Genomic DNA, 25552 nt, shown 5'->3' with positions numbered 1-25552 from the left:
TTTTTTAACATGAAGAAAATCCTCTTTTCCTTTATTTTGGCAGGCATTGCGTTCAGCACACAGGCTAAAGTCACATTACCACATGTTTTTGGATCGAATATGGTACTTCAGCAAGGAAAACCAGTGGTGGTATGGGGGCATGCGGATCCTCAGGAAAAGATTGAAGTCAGATTGAAAGGTTTGAAAAGAAAAACAGTGGCCGATCAAAAGGGAGCATGGAGCGTTACCTTTACAGCTCAAAAAGCAAGTTTCGACGCATTTAGTATGGAAGTAAAGGGAGACAATACAATTTTACTGAAAAATGTTGTTGTTGGTGAAGTTTGGCTATGCTCGGGGCAGTCTAATATGGAGTATACGATGCTGTTACATAAGGGCTATAAAAAGCCTGCTGTAGGCGTTGATCGGGCGGAGGAAGAATTGCGACAACCTGAAAATCCAAAAATTCGCTTATTCCTTGTTGCCAAAAAGAAAGGGCAGCAGGACGATGTGGAAACGAAGGGATGGGAAGTAGCCGATCCGAATTCACTCGCGCAATTTTCCGCTCCGGGTTATTTCTTTGGAAAGACCCTGCAACAACAGCTGAATGTTCCCGTGGGATTGATCAGTTCATCCTGGGGTGGCAGTAGGATAGAGCCATGGACACCTTTGGAGGCCTATCAAAACTCCAGCACTTTTAAACAGGAAACCCGAAATGGTGAAACGAAAATTGAAAATGCTGTCGCGGGGGAAATGTATGAAGCCATGATTCGTCCATTAGCGCCTTTTGCGATGAAAGGATTTATCTGGTATCAAGGTGAAAGCAATCTTATGTTTGAGGATGCACGTTACTATGCAAAACAAAAATTGCTGATTGATACCTGGCGTAAAAACTGGAAGGACAAAAATATGCCTTTTTACTATGTACAGATTGCCCCTTATTATTATAGTAAAAGAAAGGATAAAACACAGCATAATGTAGAGGCGTTGCCGTGGTTTTGGGAGATTCAGACAAAATGCATGGACATTAAAAATTCGGGAATGGCTGTCGTCACTGATTTGGTCGACGACCTTTCTGACATACATCCATCCTATAAATGGGAAGTAGGACGTCGTTTGGCATTATGGCCACTGGCATTTGATTATGGTCAAAAGAATATTGTTTTTTCAGGCCCACAATATAAAAGCAAAAAGATAGTCAATAATAGCATAGTACTGAATTTTAAACATGTTGGCAGCGGATTGCAATGTAAAGGCGATCAATTGACCTGGTTTGAGATTGCTGGGGCAGATGGCAGGTTTGTATCTGCTGAAGCGAAGATCGAGGGTGATCGTGTTATTGTATCTGCAGCATCGGTAAGGTCTCCAAAACAGGTTCGCTTTGGTTGGCACGAAACAGCGCGTCCCAATTTTTTTAATAAGGAAGGACTACCTGCATTACCTTTTAGAACGGAGTAGTATCTTTTTGAGCTTTCTCTTTTGAAATATTTTACGCTCTTATAATGATCAAATTGTAATGTTGTTGCCGTCTTAATCCTAGCGATTGTTATAAAAAAAGGTTTTCAAACGGGGAGAATGAAAACCTTTAAAATAACCAATTAATCCTAAATTTATGATAAAAAATATGATGCTATTTTATTGGTGTTCCTTTGATAAACCTCATCTGGTTTTATCTAAATTATAATTTACGTACTTACCAACTAAATTTGGGAATAGCCAATTTAGTAAGACAAGTTTAAGTATACCGAATTGATTTGTCATCCTGTGCTGTTCTGTACCAACGGGATGGTCTGCCTGGGTATAGGTGTTGAAGGCCAAAGCTATTCAGGTAAGTTCAGGATGCTTAAGTGTCCTGAACTTTTTATTTTAGAGGTTTGCTAATACAATGAATAAACCTATGCTTAAATTTCGAATTGTCTTCTTTGCTTTGATATACACTATCATGGTACATATTGCTTCGGCGCAAGTGGTGAAAGAAATACATTATCTCTCGGGAACGGACAATGTTCATACGGTCAATTGGGACTTCTGGGTAACTGGTGGGCGCAAGGCTGGAAAATGGGATAAGATCGCAGTTCCCAGTCATTGGGAACAACAGGGTTTTGGGGCTTACAATTATGGACGGGATTATGTGACCTACGGTAAGAATTTCATCTTTCACGATGAAAAAGGTTTGTATCGGCATCAATTTACTGTTCCCAAAAATTGGAAAGGTAAAAAAATAAACCTCGTTTTTGAAGGTTCAATGACCGATACTGAAGTCAAGATCAACGGGAAGCTAGCCGGAGATATCCATCAGGGTGCTTTTTATCAGTTTAAATACGATGTTACCGACAAGATCACCTTTGGCAAGGCCAATATATTGGAGGCTACTGTGTCAAAAATGTCCTCCGATAAATCCGTTAACAATGCGGAGCGCCTTGCGGATTATTGGATTTTAGGCGGTATTTATAGGCCCGTCTACCTTGAAGCGACAGCACAGGAACACATCAGCTGGACGGCTATCGATGCAAAGGCAGACGGAGCTTTTCGAAGCGATGTGCACTTAGAGGGGCTCTCTAAGGCCAATAAACTATCGGTAGAGATCAAAGATCTGAAGGGTAATGTAATCGCTATTCAACAGTTTCCAATTACTGCGAAAGACTCAGTGAAATTGGTCGAAATGAAAGTAGAAAACCCTTTATTATGGACCGCCGAGACACCAAACCTATATCAGGCCATCTATACCTTGTGGAATGGGAAGAATAAAGAATATCAATATCAAGATCGCTTTGGTTTCAGAACAATTGAAGTTCGCGAAGGAGACGGCATTTATGTCAATGGTGTAAAAGTGAAGATGAAAGGTGTTAATCGTCATGTATGGTGGCCCGAAACCGGACGGTCGGTAAACGCGCAATTGGATCTGAACGATGTTAAATTGATCAAAGAAATGAATATGAACGCGGTCCGCTGTTCGCATTATCCTCCAGATAGATCTTTTTTGGCATATTGCGATTCATTGGGCTTATATGTTTTGGATGAATTGGCTGGCTGGCAAAAAGCATACAGTACCGTTGTGGGTAAAAAGTTGGTGCGAGAAATGGTTATTCGAGATGCTAACCATCCTTCCATTATACTTTGGAGCAACGGCAATGAAGGTGGACATAATAAAGAACTTGTAGACGAGTACAAGAAATATGATCTTTCGGCGAGAACAGTAATTCATGCACATCATAGACCGGGAAATGCAATCAATGGAATCGACTGTAACCATTATGAAGATTTTTATTCGACAAAAAAAATTCTGGAAGGACCTAATATTTATATGCCAACCGAATTTCTCCACGCACAGGATGATGGCGGTGCTGCAGCAGGATTGGCGGATATATGGGAGCTGCACTGGAATGCCAAATTAGGTGCCGGCGGATTTATTTGGGATTTTGCAGATGAAGGTATCGTACGTACAGATTTCAATAATGTGATTGATGTCAACCGCGTAAATGCCCCTGATGGAATTCTTGGGCCACATCGCGAAAAAGAGGGCAGTTTCTATGCCATTCGGGAGATCTATGCACCTGTACATATTACGATGAAGAAATTACCTGTTGACTTCAAGGGAACTATTTCGGTGGAAAATCGTTATCATTTTACCGATCTGAAAAACTGTCGATTTGAGGGTAAACTGATTACGTATCAACAACCCTATGCGGATGAATCGGGTGTGGATTCAGAGCTACATCTACACGTCGATAGTCCCATATTGCCTCCAACACAAAAGGGAAACTTGCAGTTGAATTTACCGAGCGACTGGAAACAATATGATGCGTTGATATTGACTGCGATTGATCCACATGGGGAGGAAATTTATACTTGGACCTGGCGTGTAAAATCCAATCAAATGCTTACTGCGGAAATTCTGCCTTTGAAATCTTCTACCGATGTTGAAGTGAAAGAAGACAGTGCGAATTATATCCTTAAGGCAAACGGAATAACAGCTATGATTTCCAAAAAAACAGGATTATTGGTTGATCTGGCCAATGATTATAGCATGAAATTGGCTTTCAATAATGGTCCGGTGCTTATTGATGGACAGTCGGAGCTGAAAAGTGCTAAACGTTGGAAAGACGGAAAAAATGAAGCTGTTGAGTTTATGTTTGATGGTAACCTAAGTTTTATCCGTTGGACGATGCGCCCAGACGGGTGGTTAAAACTTGATTATGCTTATAATATGGCAAAAACGGTACCTTATGCCGGAGTAAGCTTCAACTTTCCTGAAAACTATATTATTGGGGCCAAATGGCTTGGTAATGGCCCTTATCGCGTATGGAAGAATAGGATGCAAGGTGTCACATTAAATACATGGGAAAAAATGTATAATGACGGAAAAGCAGGTATTGGGCCATGGACATTTCCTGAGTTTAAAGGCTACTTCTCGGATGTTAGTTGGATACAATTCAATACAGTGCAAGGGAAGTTTTTGGTTGCAACGGATCAGGAAGATTTATTTGTGCGATTATTCGAGTTCTACGGAATTTCCGGTCCCAAAGGTTATCCGCAGTTGCCGACGGGGGATATTTCCTTTTTGGATGCTATTCCTCCTATTGGAACAAAACTGGCGTTGGGAATCAATGGAAATGCTGCGGTGAATGGACCCGCAGGTGAGCTTAATCAAATGGATAAAAAGATTAATCGGACACTCTATTTTTACTTTGGTACACCGAAGGGCGAAAAAGAAAATACGCAATTTGTGATGCCTAAAGTAAACGTATTGACAGATTAATCGGATGCTTTATATATAAATTGGTTAAACGAAAAATAGGCTTTTCAATTCAATTGAAAAGCCTATTTTTTGAGTGAGACGCTGTTTTTTTGATGCTGTTCAAATGCTTGTAAGCCAAGTTTCTTTAACGGAAAGGAGCTTTTCTCAATTAAGCTGCGTATTATTATTTGATGATAAAGTCTTTGACATTTTGATTTTGGATTGCCGTTGAGGTAACTTTCTTAAGTTCTACATCCTGCAATTGAACTGTGCGAATGGGAAGTTCCGGATTACCGTTGATCTTGGATACAAACTGACCTACTTCCGCTTGAATGTGAGAAAGATAGACATTCGTTATTGGCGTTAGTTTTTTTACCTTGGTAGGTACCAGGTATCGCCATTGATAGAGCACGTCGGTATCAATTCCGAGTATACCTTCTTTTACGTTTTGGGCTTTGATATTTGAAAAATAAATGTTTTTTACGTAACCGCCCATACGTTCGTTGGTTTTGATGAAGAGTAGATGCATGAGTTTCTCATTGGGCAGTACAGTGCAATTGTCCACATAGATATTTTCGATTCCACCAGAGAGTTCGCTCCCAACAGCCAGGAGTTGGTGCCCGTCACGGATCTCGCAATTGCGGATCACAATATTTTTTGTTGGCGTTTTTAGTCGCCAGCCTTCGGGATTTCTGCCGGACTTCAGTGCGATGGCATCATCCCCTTGGTCAAACACGCAATTTTCAATCAATACATTCTGACTCATTTCAGGGTCGATTCCATCATTGTTATGGCCATGAGCGTAGATGTCGATTCCGCGTATAAGCGCATCTTTCGTTAAATAGAGATGTAAGGTCCAAAAAGGGCTGTTACGGATCTTAATGTCTTCGACCCTAACATGTTGGCAACGGTTAAATTGAATAAACTGCGGTCTAAGATTGGACGTGTCGTTGACCATGAGGCGTTGTTCGACAGGTAGTCCTTCTTGCGCCCAGTTATAGAGATTTTTGATGCTTTCCATATGCGGTTTTGGTCTTGGAAACCATTTTTCCCAAACAGTCAGATCTGCTTTTATGGTTCCTTTACCAGTAATGGCAACATTTGTTGCTTCATATGCGTAGATCAGTGGGGAGTAGTTATAGCATTCTAGTCCTTCCCAGCTACTGTGAACAGCAGGTAAATAGTCTTTCGGGTCGCCCGAAAATAACAAGGTCGCCCCTGCACTGACATGTAAGTTGACATTGCTCTTTAAATGTATTGCCTTTGTTGACCATTCACCTGGAGGAATGATGATATTGCCACCTGATGTTGTCGCTAGAGCAATTGCAGTCGCGATTGCTGTGGTAGTACTTTCTTTGTCGCCCTGACGTGCACCAAAATCGCGGATATCGTAATTTTTACAATGCTCGAAATTTGGGACTTTAAATACTGGAATTTTAAAAGGAGCTTTGATGTTAATATCGTCTTGGCTGATCTTGCTGATCTGCGCGAAGCTCAATCGAGTAAAAGCGATTGATAGTAACATAAAGGTGAAAATTAATTTATATTTCATGTTAATAATTATTTCATGAGCTCGCAAGCTCGGTTTGTTTTTTTGAGGCCATATGGAATATCCAGTTTATTTTTCATTGGTGTTTGTGTTATGCAATCGTGGACATTTCATAATTGATCAGTACAGTGTTTCGAAGGAAATCCTAAGCAATTGATTAAAACAATAAAGGCTAAAAATAAGGAACAATCAAGGTGGAACCTAATTTTACCAAGCAGGACAGTGCAAGGTGGTTTTGGATATGCTGTCTTAAGGATAAGTGATGACCAAATCCATACCAACTCCTGACTGCAAGCGGATTGTTAAAACGATGTCTGCATAGTGAATGCACTGTTAAAAGGTGGACTCAACGTGGACTCACTGTGGACTCACAGTGGTTACAGTTAGGAGTTGGTCATAAGTTGGTATGGAGTTGGTGTTGGGAATTCTATAACAAATATATTACGAATAGCTTTGAATCCTTGTTATTGGGTTTATTATCAATGAAAATGAAGATGTGTTGACTGTGTAATCGAGCTTGTTCAGGATACTACAGGACGGCTCTTGTTAAAAATGTTGATACTTTTAAAACTAGCTACTTATTTAGGCATCCTTAAATACGCTGATCAATTTGACGGTATTGTCTGCACGTTTTAATTAAGCTGTAGACAAGCGGGAAAACAAGACTTAATAAAACTTAATATTATGAAAAAATTCTTTCGATTTTTACATCTGCTTACATCAATTGCGATTTTGTCCAATGTACATGCGCAAGGAAAGTTTCCGGACGGAACGGCAATTTCAAAATGGTTCGAGACTGTAAAATCGACTGAGATCGAAACGCTCGGAAAGAAATTTCTCATCACAGATTTTGGTGTTGCTTCAGATAGCACCATCGTGCAAACGGCCAAAATTCAACAGGCTATTGATAAGGCCTATACCAGCGGTGGAGGTGTGGTCATAGTGCCTAAAGGAGTCTATCTGAGTGGATCATTATTTTTTAAACCGAAGACACATTTACACTTAGAAGAGGGGGCTGTACTGAAAGGAAGTGATGATATTGCAGATTTTGCGCTAGCGGAAACTCGTATGGAAGGTCAAACAGTGAAGTATTTTTTGGCGCTTGTCAATGCAGACCAGGTAGATGGATTTACAATTTCGGGCAAAGGGACACTTGATGGAAACGGGTTACGCTACTGGCGATCCTTCTGGCTTAGGAGACAGTTTAATCCACAATGCACAAATATGGACGAGATGCGTCCACGTTTACTTTATGTGTCCAATAGCAAGGATGTACAGGTTTCAGGCATTCGCTTGATCAATTCACCTTTTTGGACCTCGCATTATTATAAATGTGAAAATCTCAAATTGATCGGTTTACATATTTCAGCACCAAAGGAACCTGTGAAAGCACCTAGTTCCGATGCGATCGATTTGGATGTCTGCCGTAATGTATTGATTAAAGATTGTTACTTATCCGTTAACGATGATGCCATTGCACTAAAAGGCGGTAAAGGACCGAAGTCCGATAAGGATCCTAACAACGGCCCTAATTCAAATATTATTATTGAAAATTGTTTTTTTGGTTTTTGTCATAGCGCACTCACTTGCGGCAGTGAATCTATTCATAGCTACAATGTGATTTTTCGGAACAATACGTTAGATAAAGCACGCAAGCTATTGCAGTTAAAGATGCGCCCGGATACGCCACAGGAATATGAAAACATTTTGATCGAAAATGTAAAGGGGAATGTCAATAGTATGTTGTTTATTAAGCCTTGGACCCAGTTTTTTGATTTGAAGGGTGAGAAAGGTATTAAAATGTCGTATGCAAGAAATATTGTTTTGCGCAATATTGATCTAGATTGCGACATCGTATTTGATGTGCTCAATTCTGAACAATATGTACTGTCGGACTTTACATTTCAAAATATGAACGTCCGTGCAGCCAAAGATCCTGTGATTCACAAGGAATATATTAAAAACTTTGTCCTAAATAATGTAACTGTTAATAATAAAAAGCAATAGTAATATGTACCGGCATATTGCTGTGACTTAGACCTTGAATTATGAAGATGAAACTTATTCTTTTGACAGGGGCGCTGATCGGTTCCTTAGCTGCTTCAGGCCAACGTAAAATGGAGTTTTTAGATCGGGGGATGGTTGGTGTAAAAACGACGGACAACTCCGTTTTTTTAAGCTGGCGTTTGCTTGGTACCGACGATTTTGATACGGCCTTTGCAATTTATAGAAAGGAAGGGAATGGCAAACAGAAAAAACTGAATACTTCACCATTGATCAAAGGGACTAATTTTTTGGACGATCATGTCGATTTGAATCAAGATGTGACTTACATTTTGGATATAGTAGCCGGAGGTAAAGAAAAAGAAGTTGCTAAACTGACCTTATCGAAAGATCAAAAAGTACAGCAGTATTTAAATATTCCATTACGCACTCCTGCAGGATATATGCCTGGGGATGTTTCTGTGGGCGATCTGGATGGAGATGGAACCTATGAACTTATTGTTCACCAGACTGGTGTTGGACATGACAATGCACACAATGGGATTACTTCGGAACCTATTTTTCAAGCATATAAACTAGATGGTACTTTTCTCTGGGAAATCAATTTGGGTAAAAATATCCGAGAGGGAGCACATTATACCCAATTTATGGTTTATGACCTCGATAGTGATGGCCGTGCGGAGTTAGTCTGTAAAACGGCCGACGGTACTAAAGATGGACTGGGAAATGTTATTGGTGATGCACAGGCCGATTGGCGTGATACCGTATTAAATTCGCGGACAGTTGGTCGCATCTTGAAAGGTCCTGAATACTTAACGGTATTTGATGGATTGACGGGAAAAGCCCTGAGCACTGTGGATTATCTGCCACAACGTGGAGAGTTAAGTTCATGGGGAGATACGAATGCCAATCGCAGCGATCGATTTTTAGCTTGTGTAGCATATTTGGATGGCGTACACCCAAGTGTTGTCATGACTAGAGGATATTATGAGCGTACGGCACTGGCAGCATGGGATTTCAAGGATAAAAAATTAGTAAGCCGTTGGGTATTTGATAGCAAAGTTCGTAAAGATCCTTATTCTGGTCAGGGTTATCATAATCTTACGGTTGCTGACGTAGATCAAGATGGCAAAGATGAAATTGTCTTTGGTTCGATGGTTATTGACGATAATGGCAAAGGGCTGTACAGTACCGGACTGGGACATGGCGATGCATTACATGTTAGCGATTTGGATCCGGATAGGCCAGGCTTGGAGATCTTTGGAATCCATGAACTGAAAGGTGGGCGGAAAGGGACTGGTGTGGCTTTATTGGATGCCAAAACCGGGGCAATTTTGTTTAAAAGTGCAATAGACCAAGATATTCCTCGCGGTGTTGCCGGAAATATAGATCCAGATCATAAAGGGGCGTATCTGTGGTGGCTGGGATCTAGAGATATGTACGATACCAAAGGTAATCGTGTAGGACCGGCTCCGAGATCGACCAATTTTCTGATTTGGTGGGATGCTGATTTGAGCCGTGAACTTTTAAACAGCAACTATATTGAAAAATATAAAAATGGAAAAACAGAACGAATCTTTACGGCGGTGGGAGCATCATCGATTAATGGAACTAAAAGTACGCCCAACCTAAGTGCGGATATCTTGGGGGATTGGCGGGAAGAATTGATCCTACGTTCAGATGATAATCAATATCTGCGTATCTATACAACAACGATCCCGACGGAAAAGCGTGTATATACACTCATGCATGATCCACAATATCGCTTGAGTATAGCATGGCAGAATGTGGCCTATAATCAACCGCCGCATACGGGATATTACCTTGGTGTAGGTATGGATCGTCCGGTCACACCGAATATTCAGTTGGTGAAGCCTGCCCGCACAAAATAGAAATTTAGATATGTACGATAGGAATTGTTTGATTAAAAGAAATAGATAAGTTAGCAAATGAAGCATACAATAAAATGGATAGGGATGGCACTGACAGCCGTTCTTTTGATCTCCTTTGCAAAGCAGCAAAATAGACCTACGATTTATCTTATCGGTGATTCGACAGTTAAGAACAGCAATAAGGAATATTGGGGCTGGGGTACCTTGCTTCCTGAATTATTGGATACAACACGAGTCCGTGTGGACAATCATGCGATGGCGGGTCGGAGTACACGTACATTTGTTAAAGAGGGAAGATGGAGAAAAGTTGATTCTTTGTTCAAGCCTGGAGATTTTTTATTGATTCAGTTTGGTCATAACGAGGGAAGTAAACCTGATACCAGCAAACAAGGCTATCGAGGTGTGCTAAGGGGTATCGGTAAAGATTCTGTTGTTTTAGATTGGGGGAATGGGAAGAGGGAAACCGTGCACACTTATGGTGAAAACCTGCGTCGTTTTGTGATTGAAGCAAAGAATAAGGGGGTAACACCGATTTTGTTATCCATGATTCCGCGCAACCAATGGGATGATCAAGGTAAAGTGAAGCGGGCCGACAAAGACTTTGGCTTGTGGGCTAAACAGATTGCCGAAGAACAAGGCGTTCCTTTTCTGGATCTGAACAGTATTACTGCAGATAAATATGATCGCCTTGGACCAGAACTGGTAAAAACCAGTTTTTTTCCCGGTGACCATACCCATACGAATAAAGATGGAGCGCGAGAAAATGCATGGTCTGTTATCGAAGGATTCCGTAGGATTAAAAGTCAGTTAGTACAATATATTAAATAGTAACGAAGATGAAATTGAAATTGTTGCCTTGGGCTGCCGTCCTTTTCGCTGTAATTAGCATGTCTTTTTTGGAAAAGCAGCACAAACCGAACTTGTTTATTATTGGTGACTCTACGGTAAAAAACGGACAGGGAAATGGCTCGAACGGACAGTGGGGCTGGGGAAGTTTGATTGGTCAGTATTTTAAATTGGATAAGATCAATGTTAAGAATCGTGCTTTGGGAGGAACAAGTACCCGGACATTTTATAACAATCCAAAGCTTTGGCAGAAGGTTCTGGATAGCATACAGCCTGGAGATTTTGTCCTTATGCAATTTGGGCATAATGATTCAAGTCCCATTGTGGACACGTTACGCGCTCGCGGAACGATAAAGGGAAATGGTGATGATTACCAAGAAGTGTATAATCCATTGCTGAAGCAGCATGAAGTAGTCTATAGCTATGGTTTTTACTTGCGTAGGTTTGTAAAGAATATTCAGGATAAGGGAGCGATAGCAATTATCTGTTCACCTATTCCACGCAATGCTTGGGATGGAAATCAGGTTCGTAAATCGGATTATGCAATATGGGCGAGAGAGGCTGCTGAACAGACCAATGCATTTTTTATCCCATTACAGGATCAAGTGATTGCCCAGTATGAAAAATTGGGGAAAAAGAAAGTAGAAACGGAATTTTTTGATCCTAAAGATGCGACCCATACAATTAAAGCAGGTGCTTTGCTGAATGCTAAACTCGTCGCTGAGCAATTGAAAGCACAAACCAAAATCGGACTAAAGAAATTTATGTAGTATGAAGAAATCTACCTTTCCTCTGGCGATCTTTTTTCTGTTGACACTATTTAAAGTGCATGCACAACAACGACCCAATATTGTATTGATTCTGGCCGATGATATGGGCTATGCTGATTTGGGTTGCTTTGGTTCTGAAATTCAGACTCCAAATCTCGATAAAATGGCAAAGGAAGGGATTAAGATGACTAATTTTTACAATGCTTCGCGTTGTTGTCCATCGCGTGCTTCCCTATTGACCGGATTATATCCGCATCAGGCAGGAGTCGGTGATATGATGAATAAGCGTCCTTTTCCAGCCTATCAGGGTTATTTGAACAGAAATTCGGTCACATTGGCCGAACTATTGAAAAGCGCAGGTTATGGAACCTATATGGCTGGGAAATGGCATGTTGGACAGGAAAAGGAAAATTGGCCCCGGCAGCGTGGATTTCAGCGCTACTATGGGCTAATTGATGGAGCAAACAGCTACTTTGAAAACCGGCCTTATCGCCCCAATCAAACATTAACGATAGCCTTGGACAATGAGGCGATCGTTCCGCCAAAAGATTACTATAGCTCGGATGCCTATACAGATTATGCAATGACTTTCATTGGTGAGCATTTAGAAACTAAAAAAGAGAATCCTTTTTTTCTATACCTCGCTTTTCAGGCTCCCCACTGGCCTATACATGCCAAACCGCAGGATATTGCAAAGTATCAGGGTAAATATATGGAAGGCTGGGAGGCTATTCGTGAAAAGCGTTTTCAAAAACAGCAGCAGTTAGGGATATTGCCGTCAACGACCAAATTGTCACCAATTGATACGACATTGCGAAATTGGAATGATTGCAGTTGGGAAGAAAAAGTAAAATGGGATGAAAAGATGGCTGTCTACGCGGCGATGGTAGACGAATTGGATCAGAACGTTGGTAGACTGGTTGATTATCTCCAATCGAAAGGGCAATTGGACAACACTGTTTTCATCTTTCTCTCTGATAACGGAGCGAGCAATGAGACTATAACTAATGCGGGATTTACACCAGAAATTAGAGCTGCTAATGAATTTCCTGCCAGTCATCCGCGTTCTTTTACAGCTTATGGAATCGAAGGTGCTGCGGTGAGCAATACGCCTTTCAAAAAGTTCAAGCATTGGGAGTTTGAGGGTGGGAATGCCACCGGATTTATCGCTTATGGCCCCAAGTTCCTGCCTCAGGGAAAGCAGTTTGATAGGCCAGCCCATTTGATCGATATCATGCCAACTTTAGCACAATGGTCGGGAGCGAGCTATCCTAAGGACTATGCCGGCAATACGATTCAACCGATGGAAGGAATATCCTTGCTTCCGCTATGGACAGAGCAACAAAAGGATATTGATCGGGAAATTTGTTTTGAGCATGAAGGTAACAAAGCTGTGCGCAAAGGAAAATGGAAACTTGTCTCTTCCTATCCTGAAAATAAGTGGTATTTATATGATATAGAAGAAGATAGAAGTGAAACAGTAGACTTATCAGCCTCTTTCCCGAAAATATACAGTGAAATGGTTCAGCTCTATGAAAACTGGGCAAAAAGGGTTGGTGTGATACCTTACGAGCAGCTCGCTCAAAAAAAAGGGAATTCCCGTTATGAATAATTATATAAAGCAAAACATGAAAATATTTAATACTTATACGGCCACTTTGATGATTGCGTTTTTCCTTTCAGCATGTTCATCGACGAAGAAGGTTGTCGAACAGAAGCAGGAATTAACCGCTGTAGATGTACTTCAGTCGTTGCAGCTGACCAATCGTTATTTCATGAACAAATGGCCAGACACCGGTAAGCCGATCTATACCAACCGTTGGCGGCCGAGCAATATCTGGACCCGGGCCGTTTATTACGAAGGGCTCATGGCACTTTATCAGATTGATAAAAACAACGAATACTACAATTATGCTGTGGATTGGGGAAATAAACATGACTGGGGTATGCGCAACGGTTTGGAAACTCGAAATGCCGATGACCAAGCTTGTGGGCAGACCTACCTGGATCTCTATGAGATTGAAGCGAAGCCTGAGCGTATCCAAAAGATTAAAGCCAATATAGATTACATTATCAAATCTGGAAAAGTAGACGATTGGACCTGGATTGATGCCATACAAATGGCCATGCCAATTTATGCTAAACTGGGGGTAATGACGAAGGATCAAACTTACTTTGATTACATGTATAAAATGTATCATCATTCAAAAACGCAAGAAGGTGGCGGCCTGTATAACAAGGCCGATAAACTTTGGTGGCGCGATAAGGATTTTGTTCCTCCTTACAAGGAGCCGAATGGTGAGGATTGCTATTGGTCACGTGGCAATGGATGGGTTGTGGCAGCTTTGGTTAGGGTACTTGATTTAATTCCGGAGAACGAAGCACATCGTGCCGAGTACATGTCGGATTATAAAGCTATGATGGAAGCACTTGTTCCTATTCAAAGACCGGATGGATTCTGGAATGTCAGTCTACATGATCCGACTAATTTTGGTGGGCGTGAAACTTCAGGCACTGCACTGTTTGTTTATGGTATGGCCTGGGGCATCAATAATGGTTTCCTAGATGCTAAAATATATCGACCTGTTGTAGAAAAGGCGTGGAAAGCAATGACAGCAGAAGCGGTACACCCTTCTGGTTTTTTGGGCTATTTACAAGGAACGGGAAAGGAACCTAAGGATGGTCAGCCGGTCAGTTTTTCAAGTCAACCGGATTTTGAAGATTACGGTTTGGGTTGTTTCTTATTAGGAGGAACAGAAGTCTATAAAATGTTGTCAAGATAAGATGAAAAGGTTATTCTTTATTTTTTGTTGCCTGCTGCTTTCATTCGGTACCTATGCTCAAGTAGGGAGGACGACTTTTAGTTTTAACGCTGACTGGCGTTATCACATCGGCGATGTAAGCGATGCCTCTGCTGTAGGCTTCGATGATCGTACATGGAAACAGGTTGCCTTGCCTCAAGCCTGGAATGAAGATGAAGCTTTCGCAAAAGCGATACATGACCTTTCGGCAAATGTTGTTTGGTATCGAAAAAAGTTTACTATTCCCAAGGGAGTTACTTCTGATAAGGTCTTTTTGGAATTTGAGGGGATTCGCTTCGGTGGAGAATTTTATCTTAACGGGAAATTTATAGGGCGTCATGAAAATGGCGTCATGGCCGCCGGATTTGATCTATCGGATCTGATGAATAGAGATGGCGAAAATATTTTGGCCATACGTATAGACAATAGTTGGAGCTATCGTGAAAAGGCAACAAATAGCACTTATCAATGGAACGATAAAAACTTTAATGCAAACTATGGCGGAATTCCCAAAAATGTGTGGATCCACTTTGCTTCCAAAATTTATCAGACCCTACCATTATATTCCAATTTAAAGACCACGGGTGTTTACGTGTATGCGAAAAATATGAACATTCCTAAAAAGACATTGGATCTTTTTGTTTCTTCCGAGGTGAAAAATGAAACCGATAAATCGAGCTCGGTAGATTTTGTTGCAGAAGTACGTAATGCCGAAGGAAAATTGGTAAAAACGTTTTCAAAAACGTTCAATCTTCCTGCCAATCAAACGCAGCAATTGACCATGAACTCAGCCATGAATCAGGTTAATTTTTGGAGCTGGGGCTACGGCTATCTCTATACGGTTACGACAAAAATTGTACAGGACAACAAAACTATAGACGCTGTACAAACGAAAACAGGGTTTCGAAAAACGGCTTTTAAAGATGGGATGGTATATCTGAATGATCAGGTATTGATGATGAAGGGCTATGCACAGCGTACAAGTAATGAATGGCCTGCTGTTGGTTTGTCTGTAGCGCCTTGGTTAAGTGATTTTAGCAATGGGCTGATGGTCAGGAGCAATGCCAATTTGGTTCGTTGGATGCACGTAACACCTTGGAAACAGGATGTTGAATCCTGTGATCGTGTGGGATTGATGCAAATGCTACCTGCAGGAGATGCCGAAAAAGATACACAAGGTAGACGTTGGGAGCAGCGAACGGAGCTGATGCGTGATGCAATTATTTATTATAGGAACAATCCCAGTGTTCTGTTTTATGAATGTGGAAACGAGTCTATTTCGGAAGAGCATATGGCTGAGATGAAAGCTATCCGCAATCAATACGATCCAGCTGGTGGGCGCGCCATTGGCTCTCGCGAAATGTTGGATAGTAAGATTGCTGAATATGGCGGTGAAATGCTATATATCAATAAAAGTGCACGCCACCCCATGATTGCAACCGAATATATGCGGGACGAAGCCTTACGTAAATATTGGGATGAATTGAGTTATCCATTTCACAAGGATGGTGAAGGGCCACTTTATAAAGGCGTAGATGCCACTGATTATAATAGGAATCAAGATAGTTATGTCATTGAAGCTGTACATCGTTGGTGGGAATATTGGAAAATGCGTCCCGGTACTGGTGATCGCGTAAATTCAGGCGGCGTCAATATTATCTTTTCGGATTCCAATACCCATTTTAGGGGAAAGGAGAACTACAGAAGAAGTGGCGAAGTAGATGCCATGCGTATTCCCAAAGACGCTTACTATGCTCATCAGGTTATGTGGGATGGCTGGATTGCTCCAGATCCAAAAGGATTGTATCTGGTAGGGCACTGGAACTATGCTTCCGGGACAAAAAAAGATGTATTGGTCGTTTCTGCAGCTGATCGGGTCGAATTAGCTGTGAACGGTAAGGTACAGGGAAAAGCCGAAAAGCTATATAATTTCCTATACCGTTTTCCAGCTGTTGATTTTGAGGCTGGGGTCTTGTCTGCGAAATCATTCACCAAAGAAGGGAAATTATTGAATACAAAGGAGCTTAGAACCGCAGGTGAACCTTATAAAATCCGTTTAACGGCACAACATGGTAAAAATGGCCTATTTGCGGATGGAAATGATATGGTATTAGCAGAAGTTGAAGTGCTCGACAAGAATGGGGTACGCTGCCCATTGGCATCAAACAGAATAGATTTCAACTTAGATGGACCGATGGATTGGCGCGGTGGTATTGCTCAGGGACCTGATAACTATATTTTAGCTCGATCGCTGCCGGTAGAGGCGGGGATAAATCGCGTATTACTTCGTACGCAGTACGATAAATCTGGGCGGGTGGTGTTGAAGGCGATATCTAATGGACTTTTATCAGATTCAGCCGTGTGGACGGTGCAACCTATCAAAACGTTGGGGAATTATTTTGTAAAAGAATCTAATGAAAATTTACCATCATTCTTAGAACGGGGGCCGAGTCCAGCGAAAGCTACTTTGGTCCAGCTGAAAAAAAGCCTCAAAATCCGCACAGCGACAGCTGGAGCTAACCTAGAGAAAGTGGGACAATCCTACGATGATAATGAGCTGTCGGATTGGGTCAATGATGGCCAGCTAGGTACCGCATGGATTACATATACTTTACAGGAAAAATCTGATATTGATGAGATTGATTTGAAATTGAACAATTTCAGGTCGAGATCCTATCCGCTACAGGTTTTCGTAGACGACAAACTTGTTTTTGATGGAAATACAGATATTACGCTAGGTTACTGCACACTTTCTTTCCCATGTACAAAGGGTGAAAGGGTAACTATAAAGCTTAAAAATGCACCTTTTACTGCGAAAGAAAATAATCAGTTAGAAGTGGGCGGTAAGAAACTTGATGATGGCATCGCACGCAATGACGCTAATGCGAAAGGTACCTTGAGCATTATCGAAGCTGACATACATCAGGTATTGGCTAACTAAGAATATTTGGCGATCATAAAATAGTTCAGTACATAAACGAAATGGAGAAAATAGCATTTAAAATGAAATTGAAACCGGGCATGTCTGCGGAATACAAGCGGAGACATGATGCGATCTGGCCAGAATTAATAACCTTATTGCGCGAAAACGGGGTGTCTGATTATAGCATTTTTTTGGATGAGGAGACGGATACTTTATTTGCGGTTCAGTATTTAGCAGGACATTCGTCACAAGAGCTGGGTAAGGAAGTTATTGTTCAGCAATGGTGGGATTATATGCATGATATCATGGACGTAAATCCCGACCACTCCCCAGTGTCGATAAATTTGAAAAAGGTGTTTCACATGGATTAGGTTAATTTTAACATGAAGAAAATCTATATATCATTAGTGCTTGCCTGTAATCTTTTAGCTGTCGGTCGAACGATAGCGCAGGATCTATGGCCAGCAGTTACCAAAGAAATGAGACCTTGGACACGTTGGTGGTGGCTGGGTTCAGCTGTGGACCGGCCTAATCTCGAACGTGAATTAACCTTATTTGACAAAAGTGGATTTGGTGGCGTCGAGGTAACACCGATTTATGGTGCTAAAGGATTTGAATCCAACTACCTGAACTTTCTTTCACCACAATGGATGAATATGTTGGGTGTAACAACGGATAAGGCCAATGCCTTGGGAATGGGGGTAGACATTAATTTAGGTACGGGGTGGCCATTCGGGGGACCTCAAATCAAAGAAAAGGATGCCGCTACCAAATTAATCCTGGATGAATTTGAACTGAAAAAAGGTGAAAGGATCACGTTTCCCCTAAAACCTAAGGATCCTAAACAGCATTATTTCTTTCTGCAGGCTTTACGGGCATTTAGATCCGACAATAGTGAGATTAAACTGGATGATTATATTTCAAAGACCACTGGAACATGGGAAGCGCCTGCCGATATTCGTCTATTAGCAGTATTTTCTGGGAGAACGGGGCAGAAAGTCAAACGTGCCGCACCAGGGGGAGCGGGGTATACGCTCGATCACCTTGGACAGCAATCTGTCGTATCTTATTTCAATAGATTTACCGAAGCTTTTAAGGATAAACCATTGCATGTGCGTGCTTTTTTTAACGATAGCTACGAAGTATATGGGGCAAATTGGACGGATGAGTTTTTGCAATCATTCGAACGGATAAAAGGATACAAACTACAAGATAACCTTCTAGATTTTGTGGGTAAAGGTAAGGATGAAGCTAAAACAGCAGGCCTTAAATCGGATTATCGTGAAGTTGTGAATGCACTACTTGCCCAGAATTTCCTGATCCCATTTACAGATTTTGCCCATCGCTATAGTGCGATTTCAAAAAATCAAGCCCATGGATCTCCAGGAAATCTGATTGACTTGTATGCGGATACAGATATTGCGGAGTGTGAAACCTTTGGATCCAGCAGTTTCGATATTCCCGGATTAAGACGGGATACTGCTGATATCCGTAATGTGGACCCGGATCCCATGATGGCAAAATTTGCGACATCGGCGACAAATGTATACGGTAAAAAATATACTTCTTCGGAAACATTCACGTGGCTTACGGAACATTTTAAAACCTCCTTGTCACAAACGAAACCTGAAGTCGAACAATTATTCCTCGCTGGAGTGAATCATGTATTCTATCACGGGACAACCTATTCGCCGAAAAATGTACCTTTTCCGGGATGGTTGTTCTATGCTTCCGTTAATTTTGTTCCGCAAAACTCGTTCTGGGACCACCTTACTGGTTTGAATCAATATATTACGCGTGTGCAATCCATCCTTCAATCCAGCCGGGCCGACAATGAACTGCTGGTATATTGGCCCATTTATGATATTTGGAATAATGCCAAAGGAATGGATAAGGCACTAAAGGTTCATGATGTTGACGAGTGGTTACATCCAACGCAATTTTATAAACAAAGTGTTCAGCTGCAGAAACGGGGGTATAGCTTTGATTTTGCAACTGATAAAATTTTGGCGGGAACTACAGTAAACGACGGGAAATTACAAACTTCAAAGGATGCGATCCCGTATCGAGCAATTTATATACCTGCCTGTCATTATTTTTCTGAAGTGACATTGCAGAAAATACTGGAAATGGCCAACCAAGGAGCAACTGTCATCTTCCAGCAATTACCGAAAGAGGTTCCTGGATATAGCCAATTAGAGAAACGGCGTACACTGTTCAATAAATTAATTGCATCGCTAGGTTTCGAAAAAGATAAAGCGAATCAGTATACAGCTTTTGGAAGAGGCAAAATCTATCTTACAGCCGATGTCAATTCGGCCCTCGAAACAGAAGAGATCACACCAGAACGGATAAACCAAACGGGGCTGAAGTTTTCGCGAAGAGCCGCTGGTAAGGATAGGTATTATTATTTGGTCAATCATAGTGGACAGACTATTGATCGTAGCATTACACTAAATGCACAGACAGCACATTATTCTTTATTGGATCCCCAGACCGGGCGGACCTATCAGTTGCCATTATCTGACGGCAAAATACGGGTGCAGATTCCATCGGGTTATTCCTGGATAATCTTAGCATCAGCGCAACAAGCCAGCGAACCTTTCCGCTATCAGGAGGAGTTACACCAAGTGGCCCAATTGGACCGCGATTGGAAAGTGAGTTTTATTGCTGGAGGACCTGTTTTACCAAAGGCTAAAAAGCTTGATCAACTTTCCTCCTGGACAGAATGGGGTGACAAAGATGCGATCAATTTTTCCGGCACAGGGGCTTATGAAACAACAATTTCTATCCATAAAGATCAATCAAAATCCTACCTACTGAAGTTAGGGCGTGTTGCTGAAAGTGCAAAGGTCTACATCAATGGAAAAGAGGCGGGTTTGTTATGGTCTATCCCGTTTCAACTGGATATTACCAATATGTTGGTAAACGGAGAAAACAAGATTCGTATAGAGGTCGCCAATTTAATGGCAAACCGGATCAGTTATTTGGACCGCAAAAAAGTTGCCTGGCGTAATTATCACGAAATCAATTTCGTCAATATTAATTATAAGGATTTTGATGCCAGTGACTGGAAGCCCATGGAAAGTGGGTTGATTGGACCCGTGACCATTTGGAGTTATTAAAAGCAAAAATCATTAAACACTATTGAAAGCCTCGTTTTATACGAGGCTTTTTTTGGGGGTTTATTTTTTACAATTTAGATAGTTGAAATATGCAAAATAAAGATCGTTTCGAGTCTTTTTTTTATCTGCAATTGCCTGGTTATCATGTAAGTTCAGGATAGTTAATCAAATGAGTTCTTTTAAATTGATTTACCAATATAAATCAGATTAATAATTAAAAAACTCAATCCATGAAAAACATAATGCAATATGGAGCCATATTTGTGGCTCAAATGGCTTTTACGCATGTATTGTACGCGCAGGGGATGTTGAAGGGAAAAGTTGTTGATGATAAAAATCAGCCGATCAGTGGAGTTACAATTCAGGTAAATGGCAAAAATGAAGGGACAAGCAGTCAAAATGGTGAATTCAGTATTCATGCAAAGTCTGGTGACAATATTGTGTTTCGCTCTGTGGAATACGAGCAGAAAGAAGTTCGTGTATCAGCATTAACCTTTCTACGTGTTGATTTGGTGCCGAAACAAGAAGCATTGGATGAGGTTGTTGTCATTGGTTATGGATCCCAAAAACGAACTAATCTTATAGCACCGGTTTCAAAGTTTAATGCCGAAAACCTCGATGAGCGCCCTATTGCACGTGTTGATCAAGCCTTGATCGGACAGATGTCTGGCGTACGGGTCAAGCAATCTACGGGTGTTCCCGGAAAGGGGTTAAGTGTACAGGTCAGGGGGTCGGGGTCTATTACTGCTGGTAGTGAGCCCTTGTATGTCATTGATGGTTTCCCATTGTCAACGGCCTCGCAAAATGGCTCCGGAAACTATGCCTCGGGAAATCCCTTGGATAATATGAACCCCAATGATATTGAATCTGTGGAGGTCCTAAAAGACGCATCTGCAGCTGCAATCTATGGATCCCGTGCCGCAAACGGTGTTGTTCTGATCACCACAAAACGAGGTAAGAGCGGCCAGGCTAAAGTAAGCCTCAATTCATATGTCGGTATTTCCGAGGCTTATAAGAAATTGGATATGTTAAATGGTGAGGAGTGGATAGATAGAGCGGTGGAGATGATCAATGCGCAATGGGAAGCCTCGGGTACAGGAAGATTGGCAAGTCAAAGTAATGCGGAACGACGCAAGATACTGGGGCTCGCCGACGGGACATATAATACATCTTACATGTATGATGACCGCTGGCTGGAGCCTGGACATCCCGGACTTTATCTCGTTAACTGGCAGGACGAAGCGTATCGAAAAGGAGTGATTCAAAATTATCAGGTTGCAGCGTCGGGAGCGACAGAATTTGTCAATTATTATGTCTCTGGGAATTATCTCAATCAGCAGGGTATTGTGAAAGGATTGGATTATAAAAACTATACTGCCAGGGCTAACGTTGAAGTGAAACCGAATAAGAAATTCGCATTCGGTTTAAACCTAGCACCTACTTATTCTATCGGAAATGACCCAGGTGTGGAAGGAAAGGATAATATCATGCATCAGATTTATTCGATGTCACCGGTTCAGGATCATCCTGCAGGAACTGTAAACGTTTTTGACAATGAAAAATATCCTTGGAGCACTTCAACAAATGATCCCATTGCCAAATTGAATTATTATATCGGGGAAAACAAAATTTCACGTTTACTGGGAACAGTTTATGGACAATACAATATCCTTGATAACTTCAATTTTAAGACTACGGTCAATTTGGATCAAACCGATAGCCGGAGCAATAGATTTCAGCCCTATACAGTTGGAGGAACTTTAGCTAACCGAACCAATAATCCGAATCAAGCGACCTACGGATCCAATAGTGTTTACCGAAAGCAGACCTTTGTGAATGAAAATACCTTAAATTATCACCTCAATATTGACAAGCATGATGTTACTGCGCTGTTGGGACAAGCTTATAATTTTGATAAACTTGAAACTTCTTCCATCACCTCGCAGGGAGGTTATACCAATAGTTCTATAACAACTTTGAACGGCGCAGTTGCTACAGTGGCTTCAACAGGTGCAACACAAAGTGTCTTGCTCTCTTATTTTGGGCGTGTCCAATATGCCTATGATGGTAAGTATTTGCTGTCTGGAAGTATTCGTCGGGACGGCTCATCACGTTTTGGATCCAATACCAAATGGGGTTGGTTCCCATCGCTATCCATGGGCTGGCGTCTGTCAGAGGAGAATTTTATGAAACCAATGGCCTTTATCAATGAGCTGAAATTACGCGGAAGTTATGGTGAATCTGGGAATAACAATATAGGTGATTACAGCAGTATTGCTTTATTGGGATTTTATAATTATTCGTTAAATGGTCTTTCGGCATCCGGGCAGGCGCCAAGCAATATTATTAATCCGGACCTAAAATGGGAAAAATCCCGGACTTATGATATTGGGTTGGATTTTGGTCTCTTAGGCTCACGCATCACCGGTTCATTTGACTGGTATACACGCAAAAGCAGTGATTTATTATTAAATGTCCCTTCCATGCTGGCGACCGGTTTTTCTTCCTATTTGGATAATGCTGGTGAGGTGAAAAGTAAAGGCTGGGATTTTGAGATCACCTCCCATCAAATCAGAAAATCGGATTTTTCGTGGTCTACCTCTTTTAACATCAGTCATAATTCCAATAAGGTAACAAAACTTGATGGGGAGCAAAAAGAAATTTTAATTCCATCTTCGTTTGATATCCAACATAGCCTTTTACGGATCGGTGAACCGATGTATAGTATTTATGTTGTTAAACAAGAAGGTATATTGAGTCAAGCAGATATTGATGCTGGGGTTGCATTGTATGGTAGCCAAAAGGCAGGCGATCCAAGATATGTGGATGCCAACGGGGATGGTGTGATTGATGCGAATGACCGTGTGATTGTGGGGCATCCAAACCCTAGCTATGTGTGGGGGATAACCAACAACTTTAAGTATAAAAATTTTGACCTGAGTTTTATGTTTCAAGGCCAGAATGGAGGTCATATCTATTCCTTATTAGGAAGGGCATTGGGACGTACGGGCCAAGGATCATCGGACAATGCACTTGGTTTTTATCGGGATAGATGGCGTTCAGAAGAGGAGCCTGGAGAAGGCCGTGTTGGAAAAGCTTATTCAACGTTTGGGCGGATTAAAAATACAGATTGGCTGTATTCCTCGGATTATTGGCGCCTACGCAACGTCACTCTTGGTTATAATATAAAAGACCTGAAATTGGGAAGTCAGTCCAAACTTAGTTTAGTCCGTTTATTCGTGACATTGGAAAATTTTTGGGGAAAGGACAAATATGACGGCGGTGTAAATCCCGAATCTTCAAATACAAATCTAAGCGGAAGCGCTGATTATCCCGAAGCGGGTGATTATGGTGGCCTGGCAATTCCAAAAACAGTAACATTTGGTTTAAACGTAAATTTTTAAGACAATGAAACAATTAAGTATATTTTTGTTGATGGCAGGTCTATTGGGATCTTGCAAAATGGATCTTGACCAGCAACCGATTTCTAGCGCTACCTCAGCGACTTACTTTAAGACCACGAATGATTTTATTCAAGGATTGAATGCCATATATAATAGTACACGAGGATATCCAGACCGTCTAATGAATCTTTCGGAGACACGATCGGATAATTTGTACGCCGTATCAGATGGCGGAGTGCGCGATTGGGAAGGAATCAACAGTTTTCATAAAACAATTGCCAGTAACCCCTATGTAATAGAAGCTTGGCAAACAAATTTTAACGGTATCTTTCGTGTAAACAATTATTTGGAACAACTTGAGGCGAATGGGGTTACAGCCATCTCGGATGTGAATCTTCGCAATAGAACGGAAGGCGAGGCCCGGTTCTTGCGTGCATTTTTTTATTTTGATTTGATTCGGTACTTTGGAAAAGTGCCACTGATCGATAAGGTTGTCTCTGCCAGCCAAGCCAAAAACATTGGTCGGAGCAACGTGGAGGAATTGTATGCTTTGATTATTGAAGATCTTAACAAGGCTATTAATGTGCTGCCTGCACCCAGTGCGTACGCTGCGGCAGATAAAGGTCGTGTCAATAAGTATGCTGCAAAAATGTTACTGGGATTGGTTTATATGACGCGGTCAGGACCTACTTTGGGTGTTGAAGGTGCGGGTTTGAACAGCAATGAATGGCCGAAAGCTGTGGAGCAGTTTAACGATGTGATCAATAGCAACGAGTTTGGTTTGTTGACAAGCTATAATAGCATTTTTGATTACGGTAATGAACGCAACAAAGAAGTTGTTTTTAATATTGAATATTCGAGCGGCGCGAACCCTGTTGTTGGGGCAACATTTCCTTGGGTACTTGTGCCTGACAATTGGTTCAATTCACTCGGGCTAGCGACGCAAGGAGGCCTTACGATTAGACCTGTATCTGATGACTTGCTTAAATTGTATGATGCAAGCGATGGTAGGAAAACATTCAGTATTCAGGAAGGATATATCTATGGGAATGTTGCTGAAACAAGATCATTTGTTAAGAAATTTGTGGACCTTACTAAAGTGCCCGCAAATCGAATGGATTGGCCAATAAATTACATTGTATTTCGCTATACGGATTTACTGTTGCTAAAAGCGGAATGTGTATTGAATGGTGCACCGGGGACCATTCAGACGGATGTGGATGCGGTCGTCAATCAAATCCGAAAACGCGCTGGATTGACAGCTGAGCTGACCAATGTCACTAAATCACAACTGATGGACGAACGGAGACGGGAGTTTATTGGCGAAGGCTTACGATGGTTTGATCTTGTCCGTAGTGGTAATGTGGAATCTGTCATGAAGGCTTGGATCGCGAAAGAGGACGTCGCAAAGCAGATGTCAGATTTCCAAGTCAATTATGTCTTATATCCAGTGCCACAGTCAGAACTAGATAACAGTCCCGGATTATATACACAGAATCCCGGATATTAATATGTTGATTAATT

14 protein-coding genes are annotated in these 25552 nt (G+C 41.5%); 13 read left to right on the top strand and 1 reads right to left on the bottom strand.

Translation table 11 applies throughout. The features are described from left to right. The first annotated feature begins 9 nt into the window (after positions 1-9). Positions 10-1434, top strand: a complete 1425-nt coding sequence (locus tag AB1Z56_RS18185; RefSeq protein ID WP_426789827.1) for a sialate O-acetylesterase — start codon at positions 10-12, stop codon at positions 1432-1434. 484 nt (positions 1435-1918) lie between these two features. After that, entirely contained in the window at positions 1919-4735 is a 2817-nt protein-coding gene (locus AB1Z56_RS18180) for a glycoside hydrolase family 2 protein (RefSeq protein ID WP_309365786.1), read from the top strand. A gap of 163 nt (positions 4736-4898) precedes the next feature. Here the strand turns inward: AB1Z56_RS18180 and AB1Z56_RS18175 are convergent, their stop codons facing one another. Continuing rightward, complete coding sequence (locus tag AB1Z56_RS18175; RefSeq protein ID WP_426789826.1) at positions 4899-6239, bottom strand: glycoside hydrolase family 28 protein; 1341 nt, start codon at positions 6237-6239, stop codon at positions 4899-4901. A gap of 708 nt (positions 6240-6947) precedes the next feature. Here AB1Z56_RS18175 and AB1Z56_RS18170 point away from each other — a divergent pair. The 11 genes from AB1Z56_RS18170 (at position 6948) to AB1Z56_RS18120 (ending at position 25538) form a co-directional block, all read left to right on the top strand. Continuing rightward, positions 6948-8270, top strand: coding sequence for a rhamnogalacturonidase (locus tag AB1Z56_RS18170; protein WP_309365788.1), 1323 nt, complete (start codon positions 6948-6950; stop codon positions 8268-8270). 41 nt (positions 8271-8311) lie between these two features. Then, positions 8312-10159: a rhamnogalacturonan lyase gene (locus AB1Z56_RS18165; protein WP_309365789.1), complete on the top strand. Its 1848-nt coding sequence runs from the start codon at positions 8312-8314 to the stop codon at positions 10157-10159. A gap of 57 nt (positions 10160-10216) precedes the next feature. Continuing rightward, the gene (locus tag AB1Z56_RS18160) at positions 10217-10987 is read left to right on the top strand and encodes a rhamnogalacturonan acetylesterase (protein ID WP_309365790.1); all 771 of its coding nucleotides are present in this window, start codon (positions 10217-10219) and stop codon (positions 10985-10987) included. 8 nt (positions 10988-10995) lie between these two features. Next, entirely contained in the window at positions 10996-11775 is a 780-nt protein-coding gene (locus AB1Z56_RS18155) for a rhamnogalacturonan acetylesterase (protein WP_309365791.1), read from the top strand. 1 nt (position 11776) lies between these two features. Next, positions 11777-13387 (top strand): arylsulfatase, encoded by a 1611-nt coding sequence (locus tag AB1Z56_RS18150; RefSeq protein ID WP_309365792.1) that lies wholly within the window; start codon positions 11777-11779, stop codon positions 13385-13387. Positions 13388-13403: 16 nt separating this feature from the next. After that, positions 13404-14558 carry a glycoside hydrolase family 88/105 protein gene (locus tag AB1Z56_RS18145; protein ID WP_309365793.1) on the top strand — a complete coding sequence of 385 codons (1155 nt, stop codon included), beginning with the start codon at positions 13404-13406 and terminating at the stop codon, positions 14556-14558. A 1-nt stretch (position 14559) separates the two neighbouring features. Next, complete coding sequence (locus AB1Z56_RS18140) at positions 14560-17517, top strand: sugar-binding domain-containing protein (RefSeq protein ID WP_426789825.1); 2958 nt, start codon at positions 14560-14562, stop codon at positions 17515-17517. Between the two features lie 41 nt (positions 17518-17558). Next, positions 17559-17870, top strand: a complete 312-nt coding sequence (rhaM, locus tag AB1Z56_RS18135; protein WP_209578238.1) for an L-rhamnose mutarotase — start codon at positions 17559-17561, stop codon at positions 17868-17870. Between the two features lie 12 nt (positions 17871-17882). Further along, positions 17883-20624 (top strand): glycosyl hydrolase, encoded by a 2742-nt coding sequence (locus AB1Z56_RS18130; protein WP_426789824.1) that lies wholly within the window; start codon positions 17883-17885, stop codon positions 20622-20624. 230 nt (positions 20625-20854) lie between these two features. After that, positions 20855-24028, top strand: a complete 3174-nt coding sequence (locus tag AB1Z56_RS18125; protein WP_426789823.1) for a SusC/RagA family TonB-linked outer membrane protein — start codon at positions 20855-20857, stop codon at positions 24026-24028. A 4-nt stretch (positions 24029-24032) separates the two neighbouring features. Next, entirely contained in the window at positions 24033-25538 is a 1506-nt protein-coding gene (locus AB1Z56_RS18120) for a RagB/SusD family nutrient uptake outer membrane protein (protein ID WP_426789822.1), read from the top strand. Positions 25539-25552: the final 14 nt, after the last annotated feature.

Source organism: Sphingobacterium sp. WOUb80 (genome assembly GCF_050058145.1).
Classification (GTDB): domain Bacteria; phylum Bacteroidota; class Bacteroidia; order Sphingobacteriales; family Sphingobacteriaceae; genus Sphingobacterium.
Note: the sequence above shows the minus strand (reverse complement) of the source record. Positions and strands in the feature narration are given on the sequence as shown.

Coding starts and splice junctions, on each gene's coding strand:
- AB1Z56_RS18185 (WP_426789827.1), top strand. CDS start 10: ATGAAGAAAATCCTCTTTTCCTTTATTTTGGCAGGCATTGCGTTCAGC.
- AB1Z56_RS18180 (WP_309365786.1), top strand. CDS start 1,919: ATGGTACATATTGCTTCGGCGCAAGTGGTGAAAGAAATACATTATCTC.
- AB1Z56_RS18175 (WP_426789826.1), bottom strand. CDS start 6,239: ATGTTACTATCAATCGCTTTTACTCGATTGAGCTTCGCGCAGATCAGC.
- AB1Z56_RS18170 (WP_309365788.1), top strand. CDS start 6,948: ATGAAAAAATTCTTTCGATTTTTACATCTGCTTACATCAATTGCGATT.
- AB1Z56_RS18165 (WP_309365789.1), top strand. CDS start 8,312: ATGAAGATGAAACTTATTCTTTTGACAGGGGCGCTGATCGGTTCCTTA.
- AB1Z56_RS18160 (WP_309365790.1), top strand. CDS start 10,217: ATGAAGCATACAATAAAATGGATAGGGATGGCACTGACAGCCGTTCTT.
- AB1Z56_RS18155 (WP_309365791.1), top strand. CDS start 10,996: ATGAAATTGAAATTGTTGCCTTGGGCTGCCGTCCTTTTCGCTGTAATT.
- AB1Z56_RS18150 (WP_309365792.1), top strand. CDS start 11,777: ATGAAGAAATCTACCTTTCCTCTGGCGATCTTTTTTCTGTTGACACTA.
- AB1Z56_RS18145 (WP_309365793.1), top strand. CDS start 13,404: ATGAAAATATTTAATACTTATACGGCCACTTTGATGATTGCGTTTTTC.
- AB1Z56_RS18140 (WP_426789825.1), top strand. CDS start 14,560: ATGAAAAGGTTATTCTTTATTTTTTGTTGCCTGCTGCTTTCATTCGGT.
- rhaM (WP_209578238.1), top strand. CDS start 17,559: ATGGAGAAAATAGCATTTAAAATGAAATTGAAACCGGGCATGTCTGCG.
- AB1Z56_RS18130 (WP_426789824.1), top strand. CDS start 17,883: ATGAAGAAAATCTATATATCATTAGTGCTTGCCTGTAATCTTTTAGCT.
- AB1Z56_RS18125 (WP_426789823.1), top strand. CDS start 20,855: ATGAAAAACATAATGCAATATGGAGCCATATTTGTGGCTCAAATGGCT.
- AB1Z56_RS18120 (WP_426789822.1), top strand. CDS start 24,033: ATGAAACAATTAAGTATATTTTTGTTGATGGCAGGTCTATTGGGATCT.